The organism is Ruegeria sp. D3 (assembly GCF_056534465.1).
Genome location: NZ_JBQFPK010000013.1, coordinates 34,820 through 60,568, shown reverse-complemented (window position 1 = coordinate 60,568; position 25,749 = coordinate 34,820). Strand labels below are relative to the sequence as shown.

Annotated in this window: 16 protein-coding genes and 1 pseudogene; 10 read left to right on the top strand and 7 right to left on the bottom strand. The window is 57.6% G+C overall.

The features are described 5' to 3' along the window. Positions 1–32: 32 nt before the first annotated feature. From tssK to ACR0DX_RS17730, 5 genes are all read left to right on the top strand, one after another. The gene (gene tssK / locus ACR0DX_RS17750) at positions 33–1,373 is read left to right on the top strand and encodes a type VI secretion system baseplate subunit TssK (protein WP_170356387.1); all 1,341 of its coding nucleotides are present in this window, start codon (positions 33–35) and stop codon (positions 1,371–1,373) included. A 93-nt stretch (positions 1,374–1,466) separates the two neighbouring features. Beyond that, the gene (icmH, locus tag ACR0DX_RS17745) at positions 1,467–2,900 is read left to right on the top strand and encodes a type VI secretion system protein TssL, long form (RefSeq protein ID WP_170356388.1); all 1,434 of its coding nucleotides are present in this window, start codon (positions 1,467–1,469) and stop codon (positions 2,898–2,900) included. Continuing rightward, complete coding sequence (gene tssM / locus ACR0DX_RS17740; RefSeq protein ID WP_170356389.1) at positions 2,897–6,469, top strand: type VI secretion system membrane subunit TssM; 3,573 nt, start codon at positions 2,897–2,899, stop codon at positions 6,467–6,469. Before icmH ends, tssM begins: the two co-directional genes overlap by 4 nt. Next, positions 6,469–7,155, top strand: coding sequence for a type VI secretion system-associated protein TagF (tagF, locus tag ACR0DX_RS17735; protein WP_170356390.1), 687 nt, complete (start codon positions 6,469–6,471; stop codon positions 7,153–7,155). Before tssM ends, tagF begins: the two co-directional genes overlap by 1 nt. Further along, positions 7,152–7,874 carry a PP2C family protein-serine/threonine phosphatase gene (locus ACR0DX_RS17730; protein ID WP_170356391.1) on the top strand — a complete coding sequence of 241 codons (723 nt, stop codon included), beginning with the start codon at positions 7,152–7,154 and terminating at the stop codon, positions 7,872–7,874. Before tagF ends, ACR0DX_RS17730 begins: the two co-directional genes overlap by 4 nt. An 8-nt stretch (positions 7,875–7,882) precedes the next feature. On the opposite strand, the gene ACR0DX_RS17725 is transcribed toward ACR0DX_RS17730, so the two are convergent. Both ACR0DX_RS17725 and ACR0DX_RS17720 read right to left on the bottom strand, forming a co-directional pair. Further along, complete coding sequence (locus tag ACR0DX_RS17725; RefSeq protein ID WP_170356392.1) at positions 7,883–10,066, bottom strand: serine/threonine protein kinase; 2,184 nt, start codon at positions 10,064–10,066, stop codon at positions 7,883–7,885. 36 nt (positions 10,067–10,102) lie between these two features. Beyond that, on the bottom strand, positions 10,103–10,636 hold the full coding sequence (locus ACR0DX_RS17720; protein ID WP_480846910.1) for an OmpA family protein: 534 nt from the start codon (positions 10,634–10,636) through the stop codon (positions 10,103–10,105). A 292-nt stretch (positions 10,637–10,928) separates the two neighbouring features. On the opposite strand from ACR0DX_RS17720, the gene ACR0DX_RS17715 reads away from it, so the two are divergent. The 4 genes from ACR0DX_RS17715 to ACR0DX_RS17700 all read left to right on the top strand — a co-directional run bounded on the left by ACR0DX_RS17715 (position 10,929) and on the right by ACR0DX_RS17700 (position 19,129). Next, on the top strand, positions 10,929–11,684 hold the full coding sequence (locus ACR0DX_RS17715) for a M15 family metallopeptidase (protein ID WP_480846908.1): 756 nt from the start codon (positions 10,929–10,931) through the stop codon (positions 11,682–11,684). A 174-nt stretch (positions 11,685–11,858) separates the two neighbouring features. Then, on the top strand, positions 11,859–13,598 hold the full coding sequence (locus ACR0DX_RS17710; protein ID WP_170356395.1) for a ShlB/FhaC/HecB family hemolysin secretion/activation protein: 1,740 nt from the start codon (positions 11,859–11,861) through the stop codon (positions 13,596–13,598). A gap of 13 nt (positions 13,599–13,611) precedes the next feature. After that, positions 13,612–17,175 (top strand): two-partner secretion domain-containing protein, encoded by a 3,564-nt coding sequence (locus ACR0DX_RS17705; protein ID WP_480846906.1) that lies wholly within the window; start codon positions 13,612–13,614, stop codon positions 17,173–17,175. 19 nt (positions 17,176–17,194) lie between these two features. Further along, positions 17,195–19,129, top strand: coding sequence for a caspase family protein (locus ACR0DX_RS17700; protein ID WP_170356397.1), 1,935 nt, complete (start codon positions 17,195–17,197; stop codon positions 19,127–19,129). Between the two features lie 2 nt (positions 19,130–19,131). Here the strand turns inward: ACR0DX_RS17700 and ACR0DX_RS17695 are convergent, their stop codons facing one another. Then, positions 19,132–20,187 (bottom strand): OmpA family protein, encoded by a 1,056-nt coding sequence (locus tag ACR0DX_RS17695; protein ID WP_170527726.1) that lies wholly within the window; start codon positions 20,185–20,187, stop codon positions 19,132–19,134. Between the two features lie 150 nt (positions 20,188–20,337). Here ACR0DX_RS17695 and ACR0DX_RS17690 point away from each other — a divergent pair, with 150 nt between their 5' ends. After that, a complete protein-coding gene (locus ACR0DX_RS17690; RefSeq protein ID WP_170356399.1) occupies positions 20,338–21,801 on the top strand; it encodes a caspase family protein in 1,464 nt (487 codons plus the stop codon). Here ACR0DX_RS17690 and ACR0DX_RS17685 read toward each other — a convergent pair. The 4 genes and pseudogenes from ACR0DX_RS17685 to ACR0DX_RS17670 form a co-directional block, all read right to left on the bottom strand. Continuing rightward, positions 21,761–22,210: a hypothetical protein gene (locus ACR0DX_RS17685; RefSeq protein WP_480846903.1), complete on the bottom strand. Its 450-nt coding sequence runs from the start codon at positions 22,208–22,210 to the stop codon at positions 21,761–21,763. The two genes, ACR0DX_RS17690 and ACR0DX_RS17685, sit on opposite strands and share 41 nt — an antisense overlap. Positions 22,211–22,221: 11 nt before the next feature. After that, a complete protein-coding gene (locus ACR0DX_RS17680; protein WP_170356401.1) occupies positions 22,222–22,923 on the bottom strand; it encodes a hypothetical protein in 702 nt (233 codons plus the stop codon). Continuing rightward, positions 22,893–24,437, bottom strand: a pseudogene (locus ACR0DX_RS17675) (caspase family protein). The gene ACR0DX_RS17680 and the pseudogene ACR0DX_RS17675 overlap by 31 nt, the downstream one beginning before the upstream one ends. Positions 24,438–24,745: 308 nt before the next feature. Further along, entirely contained in the window at positions 24,746–25,636 is an 891-nt protein-coding gene (locus ACR0DX_RS17670; protein WP_170356403.1) for a LysR family transcriptional regulator, read from the bottom strand. Positions 25,637–25,749: the final 113 nt, after the last annotated feature.

Below are 25,749 nucleotides of genomic sequence, written 5' to 3'. Positions count from 1 at the left end.
CCATCGGGCGCAATAACAAGGGAGGGCAGCCATTGTCCTGGGACAGCAAGGTGCTTTGGACCGAAGGGTTGTTTTTGCAGCCCCACCATTTCCAGCAGGCCGACCGGTATACCGAGGCGCTGGTGGCCGGGCTTGCGCGCCGGGTGACACCCTATGCCTGGGGGCTGAGTGCGCTTGAGCTGGATGACGAGGTACTCAAGGTCGGGCAGATTGCGCTGAAATCCTGTTCAGGGCTGACGCCGGACGGGCAGGTGTTTCGCGTACCGCAGGCCGAAGACCATCCGCCCGCGCTGGAAGTGCCCGAAACGATCAAGGATTGCGTTGTTTACCTGACCGTGCCGCAGCGGCGGCAAGGCGCGTCCGAGGTAGATCTGAGCGGGGCGGAGCAATCCGTCAGCCGCCTGCGTCCCGCCGAACAGGAAATCACCGACGTGATGAGCCAGCAGAAAAAGCCGGTGACGCTGGGCGTTGGCAAGCTACGGCTGCAATTTGCGCTGGCGGTAGACGATCTGGCCGACAAGCTGGCCATTCCGATTGCCCGCATCATCGAAGTGCGTCCGGACAAAGAGATTGTCCTGGATCGCGGCTTTGTGCCCTCGGTCTTGGATGTGCGCGCAGCCCCGGCATTGGCGGGGTTCATAAACGAGCTTGAGGGGATGCTGTCGCACCGGATGCAGGCATTGGCCGGGCGGTTGTCCGAAGGTGGACCCGCCAAGGGTGCTGCCGAGATTTCGGATTTCCTGCTGTTGATGGTGATCAACCGCAACCTGCCGCTGGTGCGCCATTTCGCCAATATCGAAAACGTGCACCCCGAACACGCCTACCGCGTTTGCGTTGCACTGGCTGGCGAGTTGGCCACCTTCATGAGTGCCGAGAAAGAGGCCGTGCAATTCCCCGCCTATCAGCACGATAACCTGACCGAAAGCTTTGCCCCAGTAATCCGAGTGCTGCGCCAATATCTCAGCTCGGTTCTGGAACAGACGGCGATCTCGATCCCGTTGGAGCCGCGCAAATACGGCATCAGCGTCGGTGTGATTGCTGATCGCAAGCTGATCGGCTCGGCCGGATTTGTGCTGGCAGTTAATGCGGATATCCCCGCCGAAGACGTGCGGCGGCACTTCGCGGGTCAGGCCAAAACCGGCCCGGTTGAGGAAATCCGCCAATTGGTGAACTCGGCCCTGCCGGGCATCACTTTGCGCCCGCTGCCGGTCGCGCCGCGCCAGATCCCGTACCATTCGGGCGTGGTCTATTTCGAACTGGACGCAGCCAGCCCGTATTGGAGCAAGATGACCACTTCGGGCGGGATCGCGGTGCATGTGTCGGGGCAATATCCCGGATTGCAGATGGAGCTTTGGGCGATCCGCAATCAGTAGCCGTCCGGGCCGTTGATTGGTACGAAACAAATTGATGGGGCTGCCTGCGTGGACCACTGGACCATGCGGGCGCTGTGAGGAAGCAGGTAGATCATGTCCGACAACGATCCTTTTGCCGAACCGGACGATACAGATAAGACGGTCATTCGCCCCAACCCGGGTGGACGACGTCAGGCCGGGACCATGCCGCAACAACCCGCCGCGCCTCAGCAACCGGCGGGTTACCCCGAGCCGATGGAAGCGCCTCAGCCGCAGCCCGCTGCGGCAGGGGACGGATATGGCGTACCTCCGGCGCAGGCCCCACAGTCGCGCCCGCCCCAAGGTGGTGGAGAACACGTGGCCGCAACCGGGATGAACCGGCTGAACGCCTGCGCCGCGCCTTTGTTTTCGCTGATCAGCCGCATCCGCAACCGCGCGCAGCACATGGACCCGGACAAGCTGCGCCAAAGCGTGGTCGCCGAGGTGCGCAGCTTTGAAAATTCCGCCCTACAGGCGGGCATCCCGGCGCAATCGGTCAAAGTGGCGCGTTATGCCCTATGTGCGACGCTGGATGACGTCGTGCTGAACACTCCGTGGGGCGGCCAATCCAGTTGGGCGACGCAATCACTTGTTGGCACCTTCCACCGCGAGACGGTGGGCGGGGACCGTTTCTACGACCTTCTGGCGCGGCTGGAACAGGAGCCTGCGAACAATATCGAGCTGTTGGAATTCGTCTACATGTGCCTGTCTCTGGGCTTTGAAGGCCGCTTGCGGGTCGAACAAGGCGGACCGGACAAGCATCTGCAAATCCGGCAGGGTCTGGCTCGGGTCATCCGGGCGCAGCGCGGTCCCGTTGAGCATGATCTGGCCCCGCATTGGGAAGGTGTGGACAAGCCATACCGTGCGCTTAGCATGTGGAAACCGGTCTGGATCGCGCTTGGCGTGACGGCGCTTTTGCTGGTGATTGAATTCAGTGGTCTGTCTTATGTCCTGTCTAACAAGACGGAAAATCTTGTGGGTCAGATGTCGGTGATCGACGCGGGCCCCGTGACCGAGTTGCAGCGCCGGGCGCCTCCGCCTCCGCCGCCACCTCCGCAACAGCAACCTCAGATCGCGAAGGTCGTCGAATTCCTTCAGCCCGAGATTGATGAGGGGCTGGTCGAGGTTTTTGAGAAAGGCAATACGCTGGTCATCCGCATCAAGGGGTCGGGCATGTTCGGTTCAGGCTCGGACAGTCTGCAAGACAAATTCCAAGAGCCGGTGCGCCGGGTTGCCGTGGCGTTGAATGCCGAGCCGGGCACGGTGATCGTGACCGGGCATTCGGACAATGTACCAATCCGGTCGGCGCGCTTTCCGTCCAACCTCGCCTTGTCGCTGGCGCGCGCAAAATCGGTGATGAATAAGATGTCACCCGAATTGACCGACCCCAATCGCCTCAGCGCTGAGGGCCGGGCCGACAGTGACCCGATTGCCGACAATTCCACCCGTGAAGGCCGCGCCACCAACCGCCGGATCGAAGTCCTGTTGGTGCAGGAGGATACTCAATGACCGCCCGTAGAATCCTGAGATTCATCTTCTTGTCGATTTACACCGTGCTGTTTTTTACGGCGACGGCGTTGTCCTTGTGCCTTTATTTTTTTGGACCACTTATTGGGTCGGATGAATGGCGTCCTTTGGATGGGATGACGGCGCGGTTGATCTGGTGCGGTGTGATTTATGCGTTTTTCCTGATCATTGCGCTAACCATCTTCTTTGTTCGTCGTCGTCGCGAAAAGAAGCTGACCGAAGAAATCACCGAAGCCGTCAGCGACGGCGGCGACATGATCGACAGCGAAATCTCGGAACTGCGCGGCAAGTTGAAAACCGCTATGGCAGAGCTGCGCAAGTCCAAGAACGGACGGCGGCATCTGAATGAGCTGCCGTGGTACGTGATGATCGGCCCGCCGGGCGCGGGCAAGACCACTGCCATTGTGAATTCCGGCCTGAACTTTCCGCTGGCCGATGAGATGGGTAAAACCGCGATTGGCGGTGTTGGCGGCACGCGCAACTGCGATTGGTGGTTCACCGAAAACGCCGTACTGATCGACACGGCCGGGCGTTACACGACGCAGGAAAGCGATGCGCAGGTCGATAACGCGGCGTGGATTGGATTCCTTGGGCTGCTCAAGAAATACCGTAAGCGTCAGCCGATCAACGGGGCGATGATCGCGATCTCGTTGTCGGACCTGTCCTTGCAGGATGAGATCACACAGAAAGAACACGCAAAAGCCGTGCGTCGTCGTCTGGAAGAGTTGCGCGAAAAACTGGGCGTGCGCTTTCCGGTCTATATCCTGTTCACGAAGGCCGACTTGATTGCCGGGTTTGCCGAGTTCTACGATAATCTGGGCAAGGAAGACCGTGAACAGGTCTGGGGTTTTACCTTGCCTTTGGACAAGTCCCGGTCAGAGCAATCCCCCGTTGCGGCCTTTGACGAGGAATTCGCATTGCTGTTGGGCCGTTTGAACGCCCAATCACTGGAGCGGATGCAGACCGAGACCGACCCCCAGCGCCGCGCCTTGGTTGCGGGCTTCCCGATGCAGGTGGCCTCATTCCGAAAAGTGGCGCATGAATTCCTGACCGAGGTGTTTCAGGACAGCCGCTATCAACACCGCCACATGCTGCGCGGGGTCTATTTCACATCCGGCACGCAAGAAGGCACTCCGATTGACCGGCTGATGTTGGGCATGGCGCGTACCTTCGGGATCGGACGTCAGGCGATTGGTTCGGGTCAGGGCTCGGGCCGGTCGTATTTCCTGACCCGCCTGTTTGATCAGGTGATCTTCCGCGAGGCCGGTCTGGTCAGCGCCGATGACAAGGTTGAGCGGCGCTATAAGATCACCAAATGGGCCTCGGTCGCGGCGACGCTGATTGCCGCTGTTGCAGTGGGTGCCCTGCTGGTTCGCAGCTTTTCGGGCAACTCAGAACTGATCGCTGAGGCGCAAGAGGGCGTATCCGCCTATCAGGCTGCAGCGGCGACGCTGCCACCCAGTCCGGTGGGCGATACCGATCTGGTGCCTGTGGTGCAGGCGCTGAACACGCTGCGCGATCTGCCCGCGAACCCGACCCTGTCCGACCCGGACCCTGAAACGCGCCTGACTTATGGCCTGTATCAGGGGGATGTGATTGGCACGCAGGCGGCGCAGACCTACCGCGCGGCGCTGAACCAGCGCCTTCTACCGCGGCTGCTGTTGCGTCTCGAAGAACAGATGAGCGCCAATATCAACAACCCCGATGTGCTGTATGAGGCGTTAAAGGTTTATCTGATGTTGGGTCTTCAAGGTCCGATGAACCAGAATCTGGTCAAGGAATGGATGAATATCGACTGGACGGTGTCCTTCCCAGGCCCCTCGCGTGAGGAATTCCGCGCTGATCTGAACGACCATCTTGAGGCATTGCTGAGCCAGCCGATGCAGGCCGTTGCGTTGAACGGGCCCATGGTCGAGCAGATACAGGGCCTGCTGTCGGAACTGCCGCTGGCGCAGCGCGTGTATAATGGGATCATCTCAAGTCCGTCCGCGACGGCTCTGCCTGAATGGCGGATCACCGAGGTCGGCGGCCCAGCGGTTGCGCGCGTTTTGGTGCGGTCCTCGGGCAAACCGTTGAATGACGGGATCGAGGGGATCTTTACCTACCGCGGTTTCAACGACGTATTTGTCGGCGAAGCAGTTGGCGTAGCCAAACGGGTGCAAAAGGAAAGCTGGGTTCTGGGCCCGCGCGGCGAGGCGGAACAGACCGAACTGGCGCTGGCCGCGCTCAGCCGCGATGTGCTGGACCTGTATTACAACGACTACATTGCGCGCTATGACGCGATGCTGGGCGATATCGACATCGTGCCGATGGAAAGCCTCAGCCACGCTGTCGAAGTGACCAATGTGCTGTCCGGCCCGACCTCGCCTATCGTCAACATCCTGAACTCGATCTCGGACGAGACGAAGCTGACCGAAAGCCGATCGGTTCTGCCCAATTCGGATGCTCTGGGTGAAGGGCTGTCCAGCGCGGCCAGCCTCGAGTTGCAGTCGGCGACCTCGGTCCAGACGCAAATCCTGCTTGAGGCCTTGGCCAAATCCAGCGGCGCGACTGCGTCACAGCCGGTGCAAGAGCCGGGCCAATATGTCGAGGATCGGTTTGCCTGGCTGCACCAGCTTGTTGACCGGCCCGAGGGGCAGCCCTCGCAATTGGATCAGTTGATGGGGTCGTTGACGGGCGTCTATCAAGAGCTGAACAAGATGTCCTTCAGCGGCACCTCGGGCGGCGAGTCCGGGCAGGCGCTGCAGCAGTTTCAGCAGGAAGCGGCTCGCATTCCCGGCCCAATGGAACGCTGGGCGGTGCAGATCATCGACGGATCGTCGGGGATCACGTCTGACAGTACACGGGCCTCGCTGAACGCACGCTGGCAGGCCAATGTGCTGCCGTTCTGCGAGCAGGTCGTCACTGACCGCTATCCGTTCAGTCGTAGATCCGGGGCAGATGTGGCGATGGGTGATTTCAGCCGGTTGTTCGGCCCGCAAGGTCTGATCGACACCTTCTTCACCGACAACCTCGCCAAACACGTGGACATGCGCACGCGCCCGTGGAGTTGGAAAAGCAGCGTAAACGAGGCCGATCTGGGCATTAGTCAGGCCGTTCTGACCCAATTCCAGAACGCCGCCGAAATCCGTGAGGCTTTCTTTGCCGCGGGCCCACAACCCCAGATTCAGTTCCAGATCATGCCCGAGGCGCTGGACCCCAAGGCAAAGGGCGTCACGCTTGAAATTGACGGACAATCGCTGGAATTCCGCCATCGCGGCGGGCTGCCTTCGCCCATGGCGGTCGCGTGGCCAGGGCAGGTTGGATTGGCGCGGGTCACGTTCCAGCCCGACAAACGCAACATCGAAAGTGTGTTGTCCAAGGATGGCCCATGGGCGTGGTTCCGTCTGTTGGACGCGGCAGAGGTGCGGCGGACCAATGTATCGGACCGCAAGAAGGTGATCTTCAACGTCGGTGGCCGCATTGCGATCTTCCAGTTGCAATCTGGCTCGGTCATCAATCCCTTTGCCCTTCCGGCGCTGCAAAAGTTCAGCTGCCCTAAATCGTTCTGATGCAGCGGACTGGGTTTGGCGCGTTTGGTAAGATGCCTTCGGTCGGAGATTTTTTTCGGCTGGGGGTTTCACAGGATTTCGTCCAGCCCTGGGATACCTGGATTCAGCACAGCATGTTAAACGCGGCTGAAGCTCTGGGAACTGTGTGGGACGCGCATTACATGTCCGCACCCATTTGGCGGTTTTGTCTGGCGCCGGGATTGGCAGGCCCGCAAAAGATGTTGGGCGTTTTGATGCCATCAGTGGATCGGGTCGGACGACGGTTTCCCCTGACTTTGGTATCGGGCGTATCTAATGAAGGTTCGGCAATTCTGTCTCACTTCCGGGCCGAGGCGACATACCGCCAGCTTGAAGACTTGGCTTTGGCTGCGCTTGAGGATGACATGACGCGGGACAAACTGGCCGAGGGATTGGAGGCGCTGGTGGTTCCATTACAAGAGCCGACTTCTCCGGTTCGGGCCGAGGGAAACACGCTGGTTCTGACGCGCGGGGAAGTCGCTGACAGTCTGTTGCCCGACCTCGCGGCGGGGTTGGTCGCGCATCGTTATCGGTCTCCGACAATCTGGAGCACAGACATCGGCGGCGTCCCTCGGATGATGGTCTGCGAAGGTTTACCGCAGGGATCAAACATGCAAGGTTTGTTTAATCTTCACGCTGCAGTCTGGACCGAGGCAAGGCCACTATGAATTCAAGTCACCGCGTTCGGTACAGCGCCCGCAGCCATGTCGGCCTCAAGCGCAAGCTAAATGAAGATGCCGTTTTGGCCCTGCCCGAGGAAAGCCTTTGGATGGTCGCGGACGGTATGGGAGGCCACGAAGGGGGCGACTACGCCAGCCGTCTTGTCGCTGATATGGTCGCGGCAATCCCGCCGGGACTGCCACCAGCGGATCGACTGGTGAAGTTGCGGGATGTGTTACAGCAAGCGCATTCGGCAATCCGTCAAGAGGCTGAGACCCGTGGCGGTAAAACCATGGGCACGACCGTTGCCTGTATGATGCTGGCCAACGGCCATTTCGTCGGTTTGTGGGCGGGCGACAGCCGCATCTATTTGCTGCGTGACAACCAGATTCAAATGCTGACCACCGATCACTCGGTTGTGGCCGATCTGGTGTTGGCGGGCCAAATGAGCTGGGATGAAGCGGAACAGCATCCCCAATCAAATGCGATCAATCGTGCGGTTGGTGTTGGGGATGTGCTGGAACTGGACAAGATCCGGGGCGAGGTTCAGCCGGGCGACCGGTTCCTGATCTGCTCGGACGGGCTGAGCAAATACGCGACATTCCCGATGCTGGAAAAGGCGCTGTCCGAGATGCCGATTGAAACCGTCGCCGATCAGTTGATCCAGATCGCGCTGGACGGGGGCGGGGCCGATAATATCTCGGTGATCGTGGTCGATATTCCCTGAACCCCGCGCTATTGCGCGAGGGTGGTCAGGATACGGCTGTCCAGCGACAAAATCTGCGTTTCCACGTTGCGATCCTGTTCGCGCAGCGCCTCGGCATATCCGGCGGCGGATTCCGTGGTGGGGCGCAGTGTGTCGAACAGTTGATTGTCGGTGTGCAGCACGATTACCTTGCTTTTGCCCAAGGTGCTGTCATCAACCTGAAAGGCAATGCCGCCGTTTTCCTGACTTTCGGGGATGGAATACGCCACACGAACCGACAATGGCCCACTTTCTCCATCCCGCAGCGCGGCAATCCCGTTTTCTTGACGTGTCACGTTTGGCAGTAAGTGGAACACGTTACCAGACACATCGAGAACCGAGACAGACAGGAACCCGTCTTGCACATCCTGCGGTAAGTCCACGTCAATCACCGGGTTCTGTCCTACGACAAAATCTCCGGTTGGGTTCGGGGCGTCGTTTTGTTCACCGTTGAAAAACGCGATAGAGATGTCGCTGGCCGGAGCACTGGGTAGGTAGTTCTCGATCAGGCATAATGTCGGGTTCAACACGTTCACACCGTCCAGATCAATCGGCCGCTCACCGACCAGTGCGGTCAAAGCGGTATTCAGCCCAACCAAACTATCCTGAGACGCCAGAGTGCCACTGACCTGAACAGGGGTCTCAGGGCCGTACCCGGCGGTGGGGGCGTTTTCCAGTTTCAGTGCGCCGCAATCGGCTAGACCGGCAAGGATCGGGCGGATATCGGCAGCGGGCAGGAACAGTGGCTCAAGCTCTAGTTCGACTGAGCCCTGCAACCCGGCGGGCAGTCCTGCTGAATAAAGCTGTTCCAGCTTGTCATGCAGCGCCTGATCCGTGGTTTGTCCGGTCAATTGAGCATCGTTTCCGTTCACGACCAGCCGCCATTCATCCAGCTCCATCACTGTTTCGATGACGTCACTGACCGCAGCGCCCCAGCTTTCCGAGATTTCCCCAGACGCCAACGTCAGATCAACCGTCCCACCCTGATCGGTGATCTCGCGTGTCATCGTGTCCCGTGTGTCTTCCGAAGGAACAAAACCGACGGCGCGTGGTGGCAGGCCCTCGCGCTTGTCCGCCACCAACGTATAGGGTGCGGCTACGGGATATTGGGGCCCAGTAAAGCTGTCGAATGCGCCGCTGAAATAGGCACCTGCACCACCGCCGACAATGACCAGCGCGCCAAGGGCGGCAACCAGCCCGGTGCGTGATTTCTCGGGCGTTTCGACCGGAGGTGCAGCGGGTGCTGCGACGGCCGGGGTAGGCTGCGCAGGGGCCGCAGGTTTGCTTTTGGGTACGATTATGGTTGCGTCGTCATCGGTTTCGGCAGGGGGGGATTCCGCCTGTCCCAACCGGGCCGAGGACAAAGCCCTCAATACGTCGCTGGTCGACTGATACCGGTCATCGGGGTCCGGCGCTGTCATCTTGTCCAGCACGGTTTTCAGAGGCTCGGGCACATCTGCAGTGTCCAGCGGTTGTTTTTTACTTTCCACAACCTCCAGCAAGTTACGCCCGGAATTGGCCTTTTCGCCCCGGAAGTTCGCCAGCAGCAGCGCGCCCAGGGAATAGATGTCGGTACGCTGGTCGGTCTTTCCCGACAGCTGCTCGGGTGCGGCATAGGCGTATTTGCCAGCGAACTCTCCGCCCACGATGGTTTCTGCGCCGGGGTTGGTATCCTTGGCGATGCCAAAGTCGATGATTACTGCCTGCGCAGGATCACCGTCACGCAGGATGATGTTGTCGGGGCTCAGGTCACGGTGGACGATGTTGCGCGCATGCGCGGCCTCGAGCCCCTCGCAGACGCGCTTGCAGATGGTCAGAATATCGTCTGCCGACATTGGACCATCAGCCAGTTTCCGGTCCAACCCCGGCCCGTCCACATAATCCATCACCAGATAGACATGTCCGTCGGCAGTACGGTTGTTTTCGGAATAGCGCACCACCGCGTCATGGCGGATGTCGCGGATCTCTTCCTCACGGGTTAACAGAACGAGGTAATCGTCGTTGCTGGAAAATTCGGCCTTCAGAACCTTAAGCGCGGCCAGACGCCCCGATATCTCGGAGCGCGCGCGATAAACGTCAGAGGTACCACCCCGCCCAAGGATTGCCTCGATCCGATATGTATTGTTCACCAGATCGCCCGGCTGAAACAGGTCGCCTGCGCGGGATTCAGTCATGCTGCCCTCGAAATTGTGTTTTATGAGGAGACTAAATCAGCCGAGCGCCTGAAATTCAACGCGGCGGTTTTCGTCGGCGCGCGGATCGTCCTTGTTCAGAGGTTCGGCTTCACCTACGCCCAGTACTTCCAGTCGCCCTTCGGCGATACCGCAATCGCTGACCAGAAAGCGTTTGACTTCTTTCGCGCGCAGCAGAGACAGATTTTGGTTGTAGTCCGCAGATCCTGCGCTGTCAGTGTGGCCGATGATCTGAAAGACGTTAACGTCGACGTTTTTCATCGCTTGGCACAAGGAGGACAGCTTGGGTTTTTGATCATCGCGCAAGGCGGCCGAGGCGAAGTCGAACCGAACCTGAATATTAACCTGATCTTCCGAGGCCACCGGTTGATATTCGGCCGGGGCGGCTGCAACTGTGGTTTCCACAGCGTCGTCGGTTGCTTCAGTCGCGGCTGTTGACGGGACGATCACCAAGCCGCGCGTTTTTTGCTTGTTGAATGCATCGGTGATTTCGTCGGCTGTTAGTTCATTGGATTGGGCCAAAGCGAATTGCGTCGTGCAAACGAGGGCCATGGCCGAAGCCCCAAAAAATTTAAGTCGAGAAAAAGTAATCATTACCGGAGTCCTTCCCTGTTTGGGACAAAGAGTATCCGTGCCTCAGGTGTGCGACAATGAAGAAAGTCACATTTGTGATTAAGAAATAAAGCCGAGCACGTGACATCTTGCGCGACGACTTTTAGATTTGGGCGCAATTGAATTGAGATACAGGTAAACACATCAGATGCGCATAGTTCCGGCAGTAATTCTTGGGGTTTCGATAATTTTGGCCCCCGTTATCTGGTATGTTTTCCCACTAATCGTTCCTATGGAAAGTGATTTTGAGGGGCCGGCAATCGATTCAGGCGCGCGGATCGAAATCGAAATGCTGAGCCAGCAGGTTGAAGATATGCGCAACGAGATTGAGAGGCTGTCGCTCGAGATATCGCGATCCCAAAGCGATGGTTCGGCCGTGTTGCAAGGCGCAGACGGGGCGGACGACTATGGATATGACAGCACCAGCCCAAACGAGATCATTGATGCTTACGCTCAGGTTGTCCTTATCGCCAACCGCAACGACGTTAATCAAGAACTCAAACTGGCGAGTTCGTCGTTTCTGAAAGAGAAATTCGGGCTGCCGCGCGAAGACTTAACAGACAATTGTCAGTCCATGACCAACCCGCGGTTAGAAGAAAACCTTGTATTAGAAGAAGTCGGCCCGGTACGGGTACGCATGTTGAAACCGGCAATAGACTCTCTGCGCGTTGTTTTCGAAAACATCCGTCGCACGGACCCCGACCTCTTTGCACGTATCAATACGGCCGGGTCCTTGTGTGTGCGGCGGATTCGTGGCGCGACCTCATCCGCATCGGCCCATGCATATGGCCTGGCTGTTGACTTGAATATCGACGGAGTGTTGGACACGCTGGGCGATGGTAAAACCCAGCTGGGCCTGACTATTCTGGCCGACTTCTTCCGGCAGGAGGGCTGGGTATGGGGTGCGGCCTGGGGTCGAGAAGACTCGATGCATTTCGAGGTTAGCCGCAACAAGATCGAAGAATGGTTGGAGCAGGGACTTTTGTAAAATCGTCGAATGATACGACGCTCTGTGAACTAGGACACGGACAGTCTCGGAACCAATCGTGATATGGATAACCTCAATCCAGACGGGTATCCTGTATTGGGAAATACAATCTTGCTTTGGCCTGCGGGCTGGGCTTTGCTAGGTTCTGTTTTAAGGTTTCACTAAGGGTTACGAATGCCAAAGACTCTACCTCAGGCGATCATGCGGATTCCGCGTCTCAGCATGATATTTGCTCTTGCAACCGGTGGCAGTCTTGTCCTTTCGGACGCGGTGCTAGCCCAAAGCGCGTCGAATTTGGCACCGTCAACATTTCAGCCGCAAAATCAACGCAATACGGGCCCTGTTACTGTCGCCAGAGACCCTGGCGCGCCGGTTCCTGAAGGTGCGGACAGATTGTTTGTGACAGTCGGGCGCGTGGACATCGAAGGCGCTCTGCCGCAAATGGAGGCTGCCAATGCCGCCTTTATTGAACGACTGACGGGAAAGCGCGTTGCTGCCTCTGAAATTTTTGCGGCCACAAATCGCCTTGAAAGCGCGTATAGCAATGCCGGTTTTGTTCTGAGTCGGGTCGTTCTGCCGCAGCAAACTTTGCGAGATGGTGGAACGTTACGGATCGTTGTAGTCGACGGGTTCGTCGAGCGTATTGACGCAACAAAAGTTCCGGAAGAGGTCCGGGACCGCGTGGTCAAGATTACCCAGCCGTTAATCGGCAAGCGTGGCATCAAACTGCAGCAGATCGAGCGCGCCTTGCTGCTTGCAGGTGATACGTTCGGAGTTCGCTTGGCGTCGACCTTGTCGGCAGGTGACAGTAATGGCGGCACCGTTCTGACTTTGGACGGAGAGTTCAAGGAATTTACCGGCTCATATGGGTTCGACAATACACTGTCAGACGATCTTGGTCCGTTGAATCTGAGCCTTGGACTTGAGTTTAATGGCCTGCTGGATCTGGGTGAGACATTCTATTTTAACCTAGGTGGGTCTCCGACGCGATTTTTCTCGGGTGACCCTGAGTATCGGATTTTGGCTGCAGGTGCGGTATTCCCGATCGGGTATGATGGCTTTACGATTAACGCCGAGGTGACCTCTAGCGAAGCGCGCCCCGACACGGATTTTTTACCTAACGAAAGCGAGTTCGAACGGTTTTCGCTGCGGCTCTATTATCCGTGGATTAGATCCAGGAAGGTTAATCTTTCATCGCAACTGATCCTGGATCGTATCAGCGATACGCAGAACCTGTTGGTCGGTCCCTTTGAGATTCCGGTCTTTGACGACGATATCAGCGTGCTGCGCGCCACTTTGGATGGCACACGCGCCTATGATAATGGTGGCTTCCTGCGCGGGAGTGTTGTGCTTTCAAGGGGTTTGGACATCCTCGGCGCGCGAACCTCGGTCGGCCCCGGAGAAACTCCATTCTCGCGCCAGGGCGCTGAACCGGAATTTACGAAACTCGTTCTGTCTGGCCAGTATCAGCGTCCTCTGAATGCCAACTGGTCGTTGGCTTTGAACGGCCGAATTCAAACCAGCTTCGGGGACGCTCTGGTGACGTCCGAGCAATTCAGTATCGCAAGCACCAGCGAATTGTCGACCTTTGATGCGGGTTCGTTGCGTGGCGATGACGGATGGGTCGTGCGGTCCGAAGTGGGTCGATCGCAGCGGGTCGAAGTGGCTGGGTTGCCGCTGATCCTGAAGCCTTATGTGTTTGGTGCTTACGGCGAATTGGGAATAGAACAACCTACAGTTTTTGAGCAAAGCACGACTACGGCCTACGCCTATGGGATCGGTGCTGATTTGATTGCAATTGAAGACTCGACCTACAAGTCGGGATCGTTACGAGTTGAATATGGGAGGGGTGAACGCGATGACCTGGGGGCAGACGAAAACCGCTTCACTATTGTTGCAAGTCGCAGATTTTAGGGCTCGCGCCACAGTGATCCGCGGCGCAATTTTGACAGCCACGGCAACGCTATGGGGCACGACAGCTCTGGCACAAACGCTGCCCAATGGCGGAACCGTGGCGGCGGGAACTGTTACGATTGCGCAACCCAGCGGCAACCAGCTGGACATTACGCAGGGGTCGGGCGCGGCCGTAGTGAATTGGAACGGGTTTTCGATCGGTTCTGGCTCGACAGTTAATTTCTTCCAGCCCGGGCAAGAAAGCGTGATTTTGAACCGGGTGACAGGGGATACTACCAGCGCAATTCTCGGCCAGTTGAATGCCAATGGTCAGGTGTTTCTGGTTAACCCTAACGGTATCTTTATTGGCCCCAACGGCGCAGTCAATGCGGGTGGCTTTGTGGCCTCGACCCTTGATGTAACGGATGAAGATTTCCTTAACGGGCGCTATCGCTTTGCCGGAAATGGTAGTTCAGCCGCAGTGGAAAACGCGGGAACAATCTCGATTGTTCCGGGCGGGTATGCAGCGCTAATTGGTGGGCAAGTTTCCAATTCGGGCTTGATCCGTGTGCCTCTTGGCAAGGTGGGGCTTGGTGCGGGTGAACAAGTAACACTGGACATTTCTGGCGATGGCTTTTTGCAGGTCGCTGTTCCTTCGGATAGCGATGACGCCATGATGGAGGCGTTGATTACCAATTCAGGGCGGATCGAAGCCAATGGCGGTTCTGTTCACCTCAAAGCGGCCAGTGCTCGGAATGCGGCGCGACAGGTAATCAACATGTCTGGCGTGATCGAGGCCCAATCGGTTGGCGGAGTATCCGGAGCTGTCGTTTTGGGTGGCAGCGGCGGCGGCGTTCGGGTCAGTGGCACGATCGATACGTCGGCTCAGGAAACACTTGTCGAAACGTCGCTGAGGCCAAAGGTGCGTACTCAGAACGGTGGGTCTATTACCATAACTGGTGAGGCGATCACGCTGGCAGGGGCCACGCTGACATCCGACGGGGCGGGTGGTGGAGATGGTGGAGCCATTCTGGTCGGCGGCGATTTTCAGGGTGGTGGCACGCTGCCTACGGCGCAGAAAACCTTCGTAGATGCGAGCACCAGTATCTCAGCCGACGGCGGAGACGAAGGCAATGGCGGTCGCGTTATTATCTGGTCCGATGACCTGACCGAGTTCCACGGCCAGATATCGGCCCGTGGCGGGGATACTGCGGGCGATGGCGGCTTTGTCGAGGTCTCGGGGCAGATCGATCTGGTGTATCGCGGTTTTACCGACCTGCGCGCTCCGAATGGGGAAACCGGAGATCTGTTGATCGATCCGGTGAACATAACGATTCCGGGCACGTTTACCGAAGCGGGTCTGGAAGCCCAGCTTGAATCTGCGGATGTGTTTCTGACTACGTCTGTGACCGGCACAGATGACGGCAATATCACGATCAACGCTGATATCGACTGGATGGCGGCAAATACGTTGTTCCTGATCGCGGATAACATGATCACGATCAACGGTGCGATCAACGCTGTCAACGGTGGGTTGTTGCTGAATGCAATGGGGGCGGTCGACGGAGTAGGCCGGATCACCACCGGCCCCGGCGGTAGCATAAGTGTGGCCACGTTCAACTTGGTTGCAGGGTTCTGGGATCAGGTTTCGGCCACGCTGCCCAGCTTTTTCGCGGGCGATTTCATCGTCTCGCCAAACGCCACATTCCTGCGCGCCACGGGCGGCAACGGGTCGGGCGCGAACCCGTTCCAGTTAACCGATATCTATGGTTTGCAGGGTCTCAACGGCTCTAGCCAATCCTTTGCGCTGGTCAACGACATCGATGCCTCGCCCACGTCCAGCTGGTCATTTGGTTTTGTCCCTGCAGATTTTTCAGGCACGCTTGAAGGTAACAGGTTTTCGATCAACAATCTGTTCATAGACAACGACTTCACCTTCGGCGGCCTTTTCGGCACTCTGGACGGTACAGTGCGTAACCTGAGTATCAGGAATGCGGATATTACCGCTCAGGGTGGTGGCATACTTGCCGGTGAAAACCTTGGGACAATCTCGGGCGTTAGTGTGTCGGGCAGCTTCACCGGCAGTGACGACGTGACCGGCGGGCTGGTTGGCATTAACGATGGCGGTACAATCAGTGACAGTTTCTCGACTGCCAGTGTGACGGTTGATCCGATCGAGGCTGATTTCGTTTTGGTCGGTGGCTTGGTTGGAGAGAATTCTGGGGTCATTCAGCGTTCGTTCAGTAGTGGTTCGGTGACCGGAATTGGCTTTGGCGAGTTTATCATGGGCGGATTGGTCGGCGAGAACTTCGGTTCGATCGTTGACTCGTATTCTAACTCGGACGTCCGGGGTGTAAGCCAGTTTTCCAGCCCGATGGATACCGTAGCCGTCGGTGGCTTGGTCGGAATAAACAACGGTGGTTCGGTCACACGCAGCTATTCGAACGGCAGTGTGGATTTCTCCGGCAGCGACACTCCGATGTTAGGCGGATTGATCGGCAGTAATTCCGGGACCGTCACCGCATCTTTCTGGGACACGCAGAGTTCCGGGCAGAATACCAGCGCCGGTGGCACGGGACTGTCCACGTTTCAACTGAACGACACAGTGACGTTCTTCAACCTTGCTTCGGCACAAGGCTGGGACTTTGAAAACACCTGGGCTCCGGGATCGGGTGGGACAGGCCCGGCAAATTACACGACCTCGCCGGTAGTGTTTGCTATTCCAGACGATATCGCGGTTGTTGAGGGCGAACAGCCGCCCAATGCGACGACGGGCACGATTTTTGGTGGGCCTTCCGTTTACCTGTTTGGTCCCCCATCTGATTCTTTGGATACGTCCACAGTCTTTGAGGGGTTGAACTTCATCGAAAACGACGATGGCACCACGACATTTACGCTGTCGACCTCGTTTTTGCTCAGCTCAGCCGAAATAGGATATCAAGTTGTGTCTTTGCCCGGTTCGGTTGTGACAGTAGTGGAGCCGATACCCGTTCCGCCCACACCCGAGGTAGTAGTGGAGCCGATACCCGTTCCGCCCACACCCGAGGTAGAAGTTACTCCGACCGTTGATACCACTATAACCGGAGGCGGCGGAGGTGGTGGCACTGCCGTGACAACAGTCGCCGAGGCTGAAGCAACACTTGGGACTGTTGAAAACGTATCCGAGGAATTCGGAGGCGAGATCGCATCCTGTGCCAGCAGTGGTGAGAATGTCAGTGAATACCTGGCCTGTCTTGCCGAAGCGATGGATGACTATGCGTCCGAACTTGACGGTATCGTGAAGGGTTTGCCACCGGGGCTCGAATCCGTCGGTGACATCATTCGCGGCGCCAGCGCGGGTATCCGCGAAGCAGGTGACGAAGCCAATCGCCGCTTGTCGCTGGCCACTACCGCAGAAGAGCGCAACGCGATCCGCCGCGAGGCGGTACAGCAGGCGCGGCGGCAAATCCGTCAGGCCCAGCGTGAGATCCGCAAGGCCATCACGTTGATAAGAGCAACCGATCCCGAGCTTGCCATCGTTCAGAACCAACAGGTAGAAACGATTGTGGCAGCGGTCGGTCAGGCGGATATCGGACTGACCCGCGCCATCGGCCTTTGATACGTCGGAGAGTAGACCATTGGCTCTGAAACGGTGCTTCGCAGCGCTTATCCTGATGCTGTTCAGCGCGACCATCGCGCTGGCGGACAAGCGGGTTGCGCTGATTATCGGCAATTCCGACTACGTGTCGGTCAGCCCGCTGGACAACCCGATCAACGATGCCTCTGATCTCGCCATCGCTTTGGAGGGGTTGGGGTTCGAGGTGTTTCTGGGCACCGACCTGACACGGGACGAGATGCTGTCGCTGGCGGAATCCTATGGCACGACTGCTGCGGATTCCGACGTATCGCTGCTGTTTTATGCCGGGCACGGGTTTCAGGTGAACGGGCGCAACTATTTGGTTCCTGTCGATGCGCAGATCACCAAGCCCGAAGACATCCCCGAGCAGACAATCCAGATGGAGGAATTCGTCAACCGGATGGAACGCTCGGACGGTATCCGTCTGGTGTTTCTGGATGCCTGTCGCGACAACCCGTTCGAAGGAACGGGTCTTGAGGTTGGTGGCGAGGGGTTGGCACGGGTTGGCAGCGCGGCGGATTTCATGTTTGCCTATGCGACTCAGCCGGACAACGTGGCCTATGACGGCACCGGCCGGAACAGCTTTTTCACCGAGGCGCTGCTGAGCCATATCTATACGCCGGGTCAGGACATTTCGGACCTGATGATCTCGGTGCGCAAGGACGTGCTGGCCTCGACAGGGGGACGTCAGATTCCGTGGGACAACTCGTCCCTGACGCGGCAGTTCCGGTTCGACAACAGCCCTGTCACGGCGTCTGAGGAGACGCTGCTGTGGCAGGTGGCAGCGAATGCGCAGGATGCGTCCCTGATGCAGCTTTATATGGACCGCTACCCGCAAGGCGCGCATGTGAATGAGGTCGTGGCCTTTCTGGATCGGGCCGGGCAGGGGCAGACACTGACCCGCGCGGTAACGGTTGAGGACGCAGACGAACAGGCCGAACGTCTGTGGAAACTGGCACAGCGCAGCCGGATGCGCCCGCTGCTGGAGTTCTACCTTGAACAATATCCCGACGGCGCCCATGCGGCACAGGCGCAGCGTCTGATCGCATCCATCCCGCGCCCAGAGGACAGCACGCCCGGCGGCATATGTGAACGTTTGGCTACCCACCCGCGCGACCGCACGGCCAGCATCCCCGGCGTGCCCTTCAGTCGTCTTCAGGAAAACGCCCTGACCGCCATTCAGGCGTGCAGTGCTGCAGCGGCGCAGACGCCAGACCTGTCCCACTACGTGGCTCTGCTGGCGCGGGCTACGATTGCGGCAGGGGATGTGGACCGGGCGGTGACGCTTTACAAGCAGGCAGCCGAAGCGGGGGACTTGCGGGCCATGGTTTCTCTGGCGCAATTGCACGAGGGCGGCACCGGTGTTCCGCAAGATCTGGCCGCTGCGCTATCTCTGTATGAACAAGCCGCCCAAGGGGGCAGCTTTGATGCGATGATCAATCTTGCCGTAACTCTGTTTGAAGGACAGATCGTTCCCAAGGACGAAGCGCGCGCAATCGCGCTGCTGCAACAGGCGGCGGATGGGGGGTCAGCCAAGGCGACTTTCAATTTAGGCGTTCTGGCACAGGATGGAATTACAGGCTCGCCCGATCAGGCGCTTGGCTACTTCCAGCGCGCCGCACGTGAAGGCGAATATCAGGGCTATCTGGCGGCGGCGATCTTGCTGGACGAAGGGCGCGGCGTGCCCCGCGATCCGCTCGAAGCCGCGCGTATGCTTCTGCGTGGCGCAGCCGAGGATGACGGGGCAATCGTGAACCAATTGTCGTTGGCCTCGGACCAGTGGACGCGCGAGACGTTGATGGAAGTGCAGAAACTGCTGCAAAAGGCCGGCTACTACAACAGCACCATCGACGGGGTGCCGGGGCCGAATTTCATCTCGGCCCTGCAACAATGGCGCAGCGGTGGGTTTGATCCGATCATTCTGGCCGCGAACTGACCCTAATTAATCGGCACAAATTCGATCCGGCGGTTACGGCGTTTACCCTCGGTCGTGTCGTTCGAGGTCACGGGTCGGCTTTCACCATAGCCCACGGTCACAAGACGTTCCGGCGCGATCCCCTGATTCACCAGATAGGCGTTCACCGCCTGCGCCCGCCGTTCGCTGAGCACACGGTTGGCGGTGTCTGAGCCATCACTGTCAGTATGCCCGCCGATCTCGATTGTCAGTTCTGGGCAGCGGTTTACGATGTCATGCAGGTTCGTCAGCAGTGGGATAGAGTCTTCGGACAGGCGCGCGCTGCCCGATGTGAAATAAATGTTTCCGGTGCGGGACAGGATCTCCATCCGACCTTCACAGGCTTCGCGGTCCAGATTGCCCTTGGTCTCAAGCGCCGCAGCGCCGGGGGTGGCCGCGGCCGCGACCAGTTGCGGGGGCGTGCCCGCCTGCGCGCGGTCGAACACGAAGCCAAAGCTGACAAAACCGAAGGGCAGGATATCAACGCCCGCGGCCTCTTGCAGTTTGCCGCGGCCTTCTTCCAAGTTGAAATCAGGCAGGGCGATGGCAATCGGTGTGGTGTTGGCCACGGCCACGCGGTCGTTGTTGACCAGAGTGATCGCAACCTGCGCAACGCCGTCCTTGGTCACACCGTGTAGCGACAGAGAATAGGGAAGGTCGATGATCTTATGTCGCGCCTGATGCAGGTCGACCAGTTTTTCGGGGGGAATTTGGGCGGTGATGATGGCCTCGGGGTATTTGAAGGTTTCAAAGAACAAAAACCGCATCCGCACGTTGCGCAGGTCGATCTTGGTGTCCACGCTGTCCATCTGCACCCGTATCTCGGCGGCACCATCGGGGCCGATCACGCCCGACAGGCTGGCGAAACCGCTGTTCTCTGCAACCGAGCTTTTCTTGACGGATAGAAATTGCAATTCCGAGGCGCCTGCATCCAACGTCCAGCCGTGTTCAAACGGATCCGCGCTTTGCGCCCATGCTGCGTTAGACAGAAAAATGATGGCTATAGCACAAATGCTTCGCATCAAGTTTGAGCCTGGCATGTGTGAACCTCTTCCTATGCTTGCTGGTCAATTCGGGATATGTCAGGCGATGGCCACAATAAAGTCAAATGACATATTTAAATATAATCAGGCTTACGTGATGCCATGGCGTCACGGGCGTGATAAAGGACCCGAAACAAAGGACCCGACGTGCTTCGCATTTTTTACTTTCTGATTGCGATGATTTCGATCTCGTGGGCGGCGCCGGCGATGGCCGAGCCGCGGATCGCATTGGTTATTGGCAATTCTGCTTATGCGTCGGTGTCGCCATTGGATAATCCGGTCAATGACGCCACGCTGATCTCGGGGAAACTTAAGGGCCTTGGGTTCGATGTTCGCAATTTGACTGACAGCACCCAGATCGAGATGAAGCGCGCCATTGCCCAGTTTGGCCGCGATCTGCGGCAGGGTGGCGAGGATGCGGTTGGGTTGTTCTACTATGCGGGCCACGGAGTGCAGTCCTTTGGGTCGAACTATTTGCTACCTGTCGATATCTCGCTGAGCGACCCCGCTGATCTTGATTTAATGGCGGTCGAGGCGCGTTCGGTCCTGCACCAGATGGCCTCGGCGCATAACAAGACCAATATCGTCATTCTGGATGCCTGCCGGAACAACCCGTTCGAAAATCTGGCCGATATGGATGACAACGGCCTGGCCGAGATGAAAGCCCCCACAGGTACATTTCTAGCCTACGCCACGGATCCCGGCGGCGTCGCACTGGATGGTGAGAAGGGCAACAGCCCGTTTACGTTGAGCTTGGCCGAACACATTGAAACGCCGGGAATGGCTATCGAGCACTTGTTCAAGAAAGTCCGCGTGGATGTTTTGGATCAGACCCGAGGGTTGCAAACGCCTTGGGATACCTCGTCCCTGACACAGGATTTTGCCTTCTCATCGCAGGTTCAGACGCCCACCGTCCAGACCCGAAGCGAAGAGGAGCTTTGGCAGGAGGCAACGACTTCGCGTGATCCGGTTCAGATCATGCTGTTTATGCGCGCCTTTCCAGACAGCGCTTATGCTACCGAAGCAAGCGATCTTTTGCAGACCGTTCTAGCCGAATCCTTTGGAACCGCGCCGCAACCCAAAGTGCCGGAGCAAACGGTGATCGAAGCAAATGAAACCGAACGCCTGATGTACGAACTGGCGTTGGCTGATGACACAGTCCACGCATATGAGGTCTATCTGCAAAGTTTCCCTGAAGGGGTGTTCTCGGGCAAAGCAGCCGAACGTTTGGCTGCCTTGAAATACGGTGAGGAAACCGTGACCCGTAAGACCGAGGCGGATGGTGATTTGTCAGAAACAGGACCACAGGGCAACACCCCGATGACGCTCGATTCTGTATTGGATTTCGGCAACGACCATGTACGCGGGCAAACGATTAACCAACTGGTAGCAGGCGCGCCACTGTTCCCTCCGATCGAAGGTTTGCCGGATGAGTTGTGGAAAGACCAGTCCTGTTCGAATTGCCACCAGTGGACGCCCGAGGACCTGTGCAATCAGGCCCAGACCTATGTCAACCGCCCCGAGGCCGGGAATGTCGCCAAGCAACACCCCTTTGGCGGCGGTTTGAAAGTCAACCTGCGCCGTTGGGCATTGGGCGGATGTCAGGGCTAAACGTTTGGCCCGACAGTTTTGCTAAATCGGCGCTGAGTGCGCGCGCGTCCGAGATGCTTTTTTGCAGGGCCGTCAGTCTGGCTTCCGGCGTAGCACCTCCAGGCGTGTCGTTCAAAATACGGTCGATGCGAGCCGCCGTTGCTGCGTCGCCTCCGCTGGTCGCGTAACGTTGTTGTAGAATTTTGAGCTTGAGCTTGGCCAGTTCAGATTCCGACGATCGAATTTGCGCAGCAAGCGCATCATTTCGTGCCTGCGCCGTGGCCAAATCCCCTTCGGCTGCGGTAATACGATCGTCGTAGGCACCGGTAGTAATTCCAGAAACACCGGCGAAGAACCCACCGTCTGCAGGATCAGTCGTGGTTTGGCACGCAGTAAGAAACAGGCAGGCTATGGCGGCAAAGCGGATCATTCGTGCACCCTTCACAACGACGATGCCAGATCACTGGCGATCCCGCGCATCTGAGTGATCTGGTTCGACAAAGCCGTAAGATCCGCATCTATTGGTGAAGTTGTCTGTCCGCGGGCAATTGTAAGAGAGCGGGCCTCGGTGAATTCGGCCTGTCGTTTGGCGGCACCGTCAATGGCCAGTTCCATCTGGGTCAAGTTTCCGTTGGCTTCGGCCAGTTCTCTTTCGATCTGCGATGGGTCGGCCGTGCCTGCGGCGATGCTAGCGTTCAGTGCATCCAGTTCGGCTTTCTGTGCAGCCAGAACCTGGTTCATAACGGTTAGTGTCGTCTGCATTTCAGTTGTGTTGCGATCCAGGTCTTTCTTGATCTGTCGCAAACGCGCCTCGCGCCCTGCATAACTGCGCTGGACGAAGGCGACGTAAGTCCCTGCTAAAGCCCCGGCGCCAAAACCGATTGAGATGCCTGTGCCCACATCATCACTGCCACCCAGACCAAAGCCGATCCCTCCGCCTACCGCGCTACCGGCGACTGCGCCCTGCAGGATCGTTTTTTGCATGGCTGCGGCCTGTTTAACCAAATTGGCCTCGGCTTGTGTCATGCCCGAGGGGGTGGTTGCTGGAGCCGACGTCTGAGTGCTGTCGCCACAGGCCGCCAGGACTAAGGTCGCAACAACAAGGCTTGCACCTATTCGGGAGGGATAAGATCGGCCAGCCATTGGTAACTTCCTTTTCTGCTATCATCTGCTTGCGATACATGCCGTAGGAACAAGCCCGCGTCCTGCGTCAGTTGCGCATTGGCAAAATCGAGATCACGTGACCCTGATGCAGCATTGACAATCGAAGCATCAATGTCGGGTGGAAAAAAAATAACAGCGCGGGCCAGTACCTCACCATAATAACTGCGGCTCTGGTCCAGACGGCGCAGGATGATCCCGCGCGACCGGTAGATGTCGTAGATATCACTGCGTGCCTGTTGCAAAACCGGCAATGCGTCTGCATTTGAACGGGCGATGTCTTCTATTTGCTTCAAAGCATCTTCGGCAATGGTCAGCGTGCGCTCGACGCTGCGAAGGGCTATAATGTCGGTGCGCAGCCTTTGCATCGTTGTGACCGCCAGATACACCGAAACCTGAGCCGCGTCTTCAAATAGCCGCTCCGGCGTGGCTGTTTCGGCAGCTGGCAAACCCCTCCTGTAGCTGTCCAGTGCAGGGCCAAGGTCAGGTGACTGCGGTTCCTTGAGATGCCCCAATGCCATCAAGGCGGTCGCAAGCTTCTGAGGATCGGCCTGTGTGAATGTGGCACTGACCGGTGTCAGCGGAGTCGCCGCCGGTGTTTCAAGGGATGCCAGCTGTTCACGGGCGAATGAGGCAAACAACCCATCGGGATAGGTTTTCAGGTAAGTCTCGAATTCCCGGCTGTCCGAACTGGAGGAGATACGTCTCCAATGTTCCAGATCGGCAGTGATTTCGTCTTTGGGCGAACTGTTGGGCAGGCCGGGTGCAAAGCTGTGTTCGTCCAGCACAGATTCCTCGACCCAAGGGATCTGGCGCCCATCGGTTTCCAAAACCACTTGCTGGCGGACACGACCCAACATCAGTCGAACGTCCAGGTCCGGCGTCGCAATATGGTCCAGTAGCCCATTGGTGAAAACGCTGTTCTTTCCTTGCCCGTCATACGCCACGTTTCCTGGGTCTGTCGCGTAGGCTATCAATAAACCCGCCCCGCCCCGCATTCTGACAAGGCCATGTTCGACGAGGCCCTTGTCGGAAAACGGATTGTTACGGCAGGCATCCAAAAGCAGGACGCCGACATCGGGCCCGGCCTTGGTCATAACGTCTCGCACTCGGTCCAAGGTGATCGAACTGCGTTTAAGTGCCTGCAGGCTATTTCCGTTGAAATCGGTGCCGATCAGGTAATTTGCCCCGCCGATCTGTACCCCATGCCCGGCATAGAAGAACACGGCCATCTTAGCGCCTTTTGAGATAGCACCAAACTTGTCTACCGCCTCTTGCATGGTTCGTGCGTTTTGGTTTGTGGCCTAAATGACTGTGAAACCAAGCTCTTGCAACGTGTTGCCCAAAGCTTCGACATCGTTGCCGGAATTGCGCAGCGACATTTCCTGCGTGGCATAGTCCGAATTGCCAATCAATAATGCGACGCGATCGGCTGCGTAGGATTGTGCCGCACTCAAAGCCAAACACAGTAGAATGATGGGTATTCCGATGGTCATGCGGGTCTGGCACATGATTTCACGATAGCCCAACAGATGAACAGATAACAATCTGATTTGGGACGCTCAGTCACCGGGGTTCGGTTAGGCGTTTTTGTTCGGGCAGTGTTTGTTGAGAGCAGCCGAGAGGGTTCGCTGAAAGCCGTGCGTCAATAATATGCGCGCGTCCTGTTGCATCATTTTATTGGCCGGCATTTAGGGCTGTAGCGGCAGATTTGCAGAACATAGACTATGTCGACTTGTACAGACATTGATCCTGCAGAAAAGTTACTTTTTCAATAGTAGTGTTGGGAACCACTATCCAGTCCTTAGTCGGTTTCTGGAGCGAGGGCATCGTAGATTTTCTGACCTTCTTCGGATTGAAAAAAACCTTTGCGACCCAAAAGCCAATATCCACTGGAGGAGGTAGCCTCGTACTGGGAAAGTTGAACAAGACTGCCGGCGTTCAGGTGGCCTTGTAAAACGCCGTGCCATCCCAGTGCGATCCCTGATCCTGCCAGCGCCAGATGTAGCGCCATACCATGATCGTTTACGATGATCCGGTTGTCCAAGAAGTTCCAGTTCTCGGAACTGGCTCCAAGCCAGGATTGCCAGTCCAACCAGCGGTGCTCGGTGTCTTCCAGCTCGATGAAGGGAACGCCTCCGGTTTCAACCCGGTCCTTCAATTTAAGAATCTGCCGGGCGACGCTGGGCGACGCGACCGGGAAAACACGTTCCCGGATCAACAGGCGGGACTCGAACCCGGGCCAGTATCCGTCCCCGAATGCAATCCAGCAATTTGCCTCTTCTCGAAACAAGTCAGCATCCGTTACTAGCGTTACGACTTTGGTGCGCACGTTTAGGTGTTTGGAAAGTGCCGGTAGGCGGGGTGACACCCAATGCGCGGCGACACCGGCATATGTTGCGATCGTCCAGACCTGCTTTTGATCGGCACGTCGAATCCGGGCCGATGTCTCGCGGATTCCATCAAAAGCTCGTGAAACCGAGTGAAACAAATCATGCGCTGGCGGTGTGGGCTCAAGCTTTCCGTTTTTTCGCAGGAAAAGGCGAGTCCCCAAGTCTTCTTCTAACTGTTTGATTTGATAACTTATTGCTGGCTGTTGGACGTTCAGGGCATCGGCGGCCCTAGTAAAGTTACCCAGAATGTAGACTTCTTCGAAGGCGCGCAGGCCTTTGAGTGTCGGTGTACGTCGTGACATTGAAAAATTCGATACCCCTTAAAAATTTTTCCATATTTTACAGAATCCGCATTCTAATTAAACAACGCGGACCAGAAATTAGTCAGACAGAAAAAGACACAATGCGCCAGAAG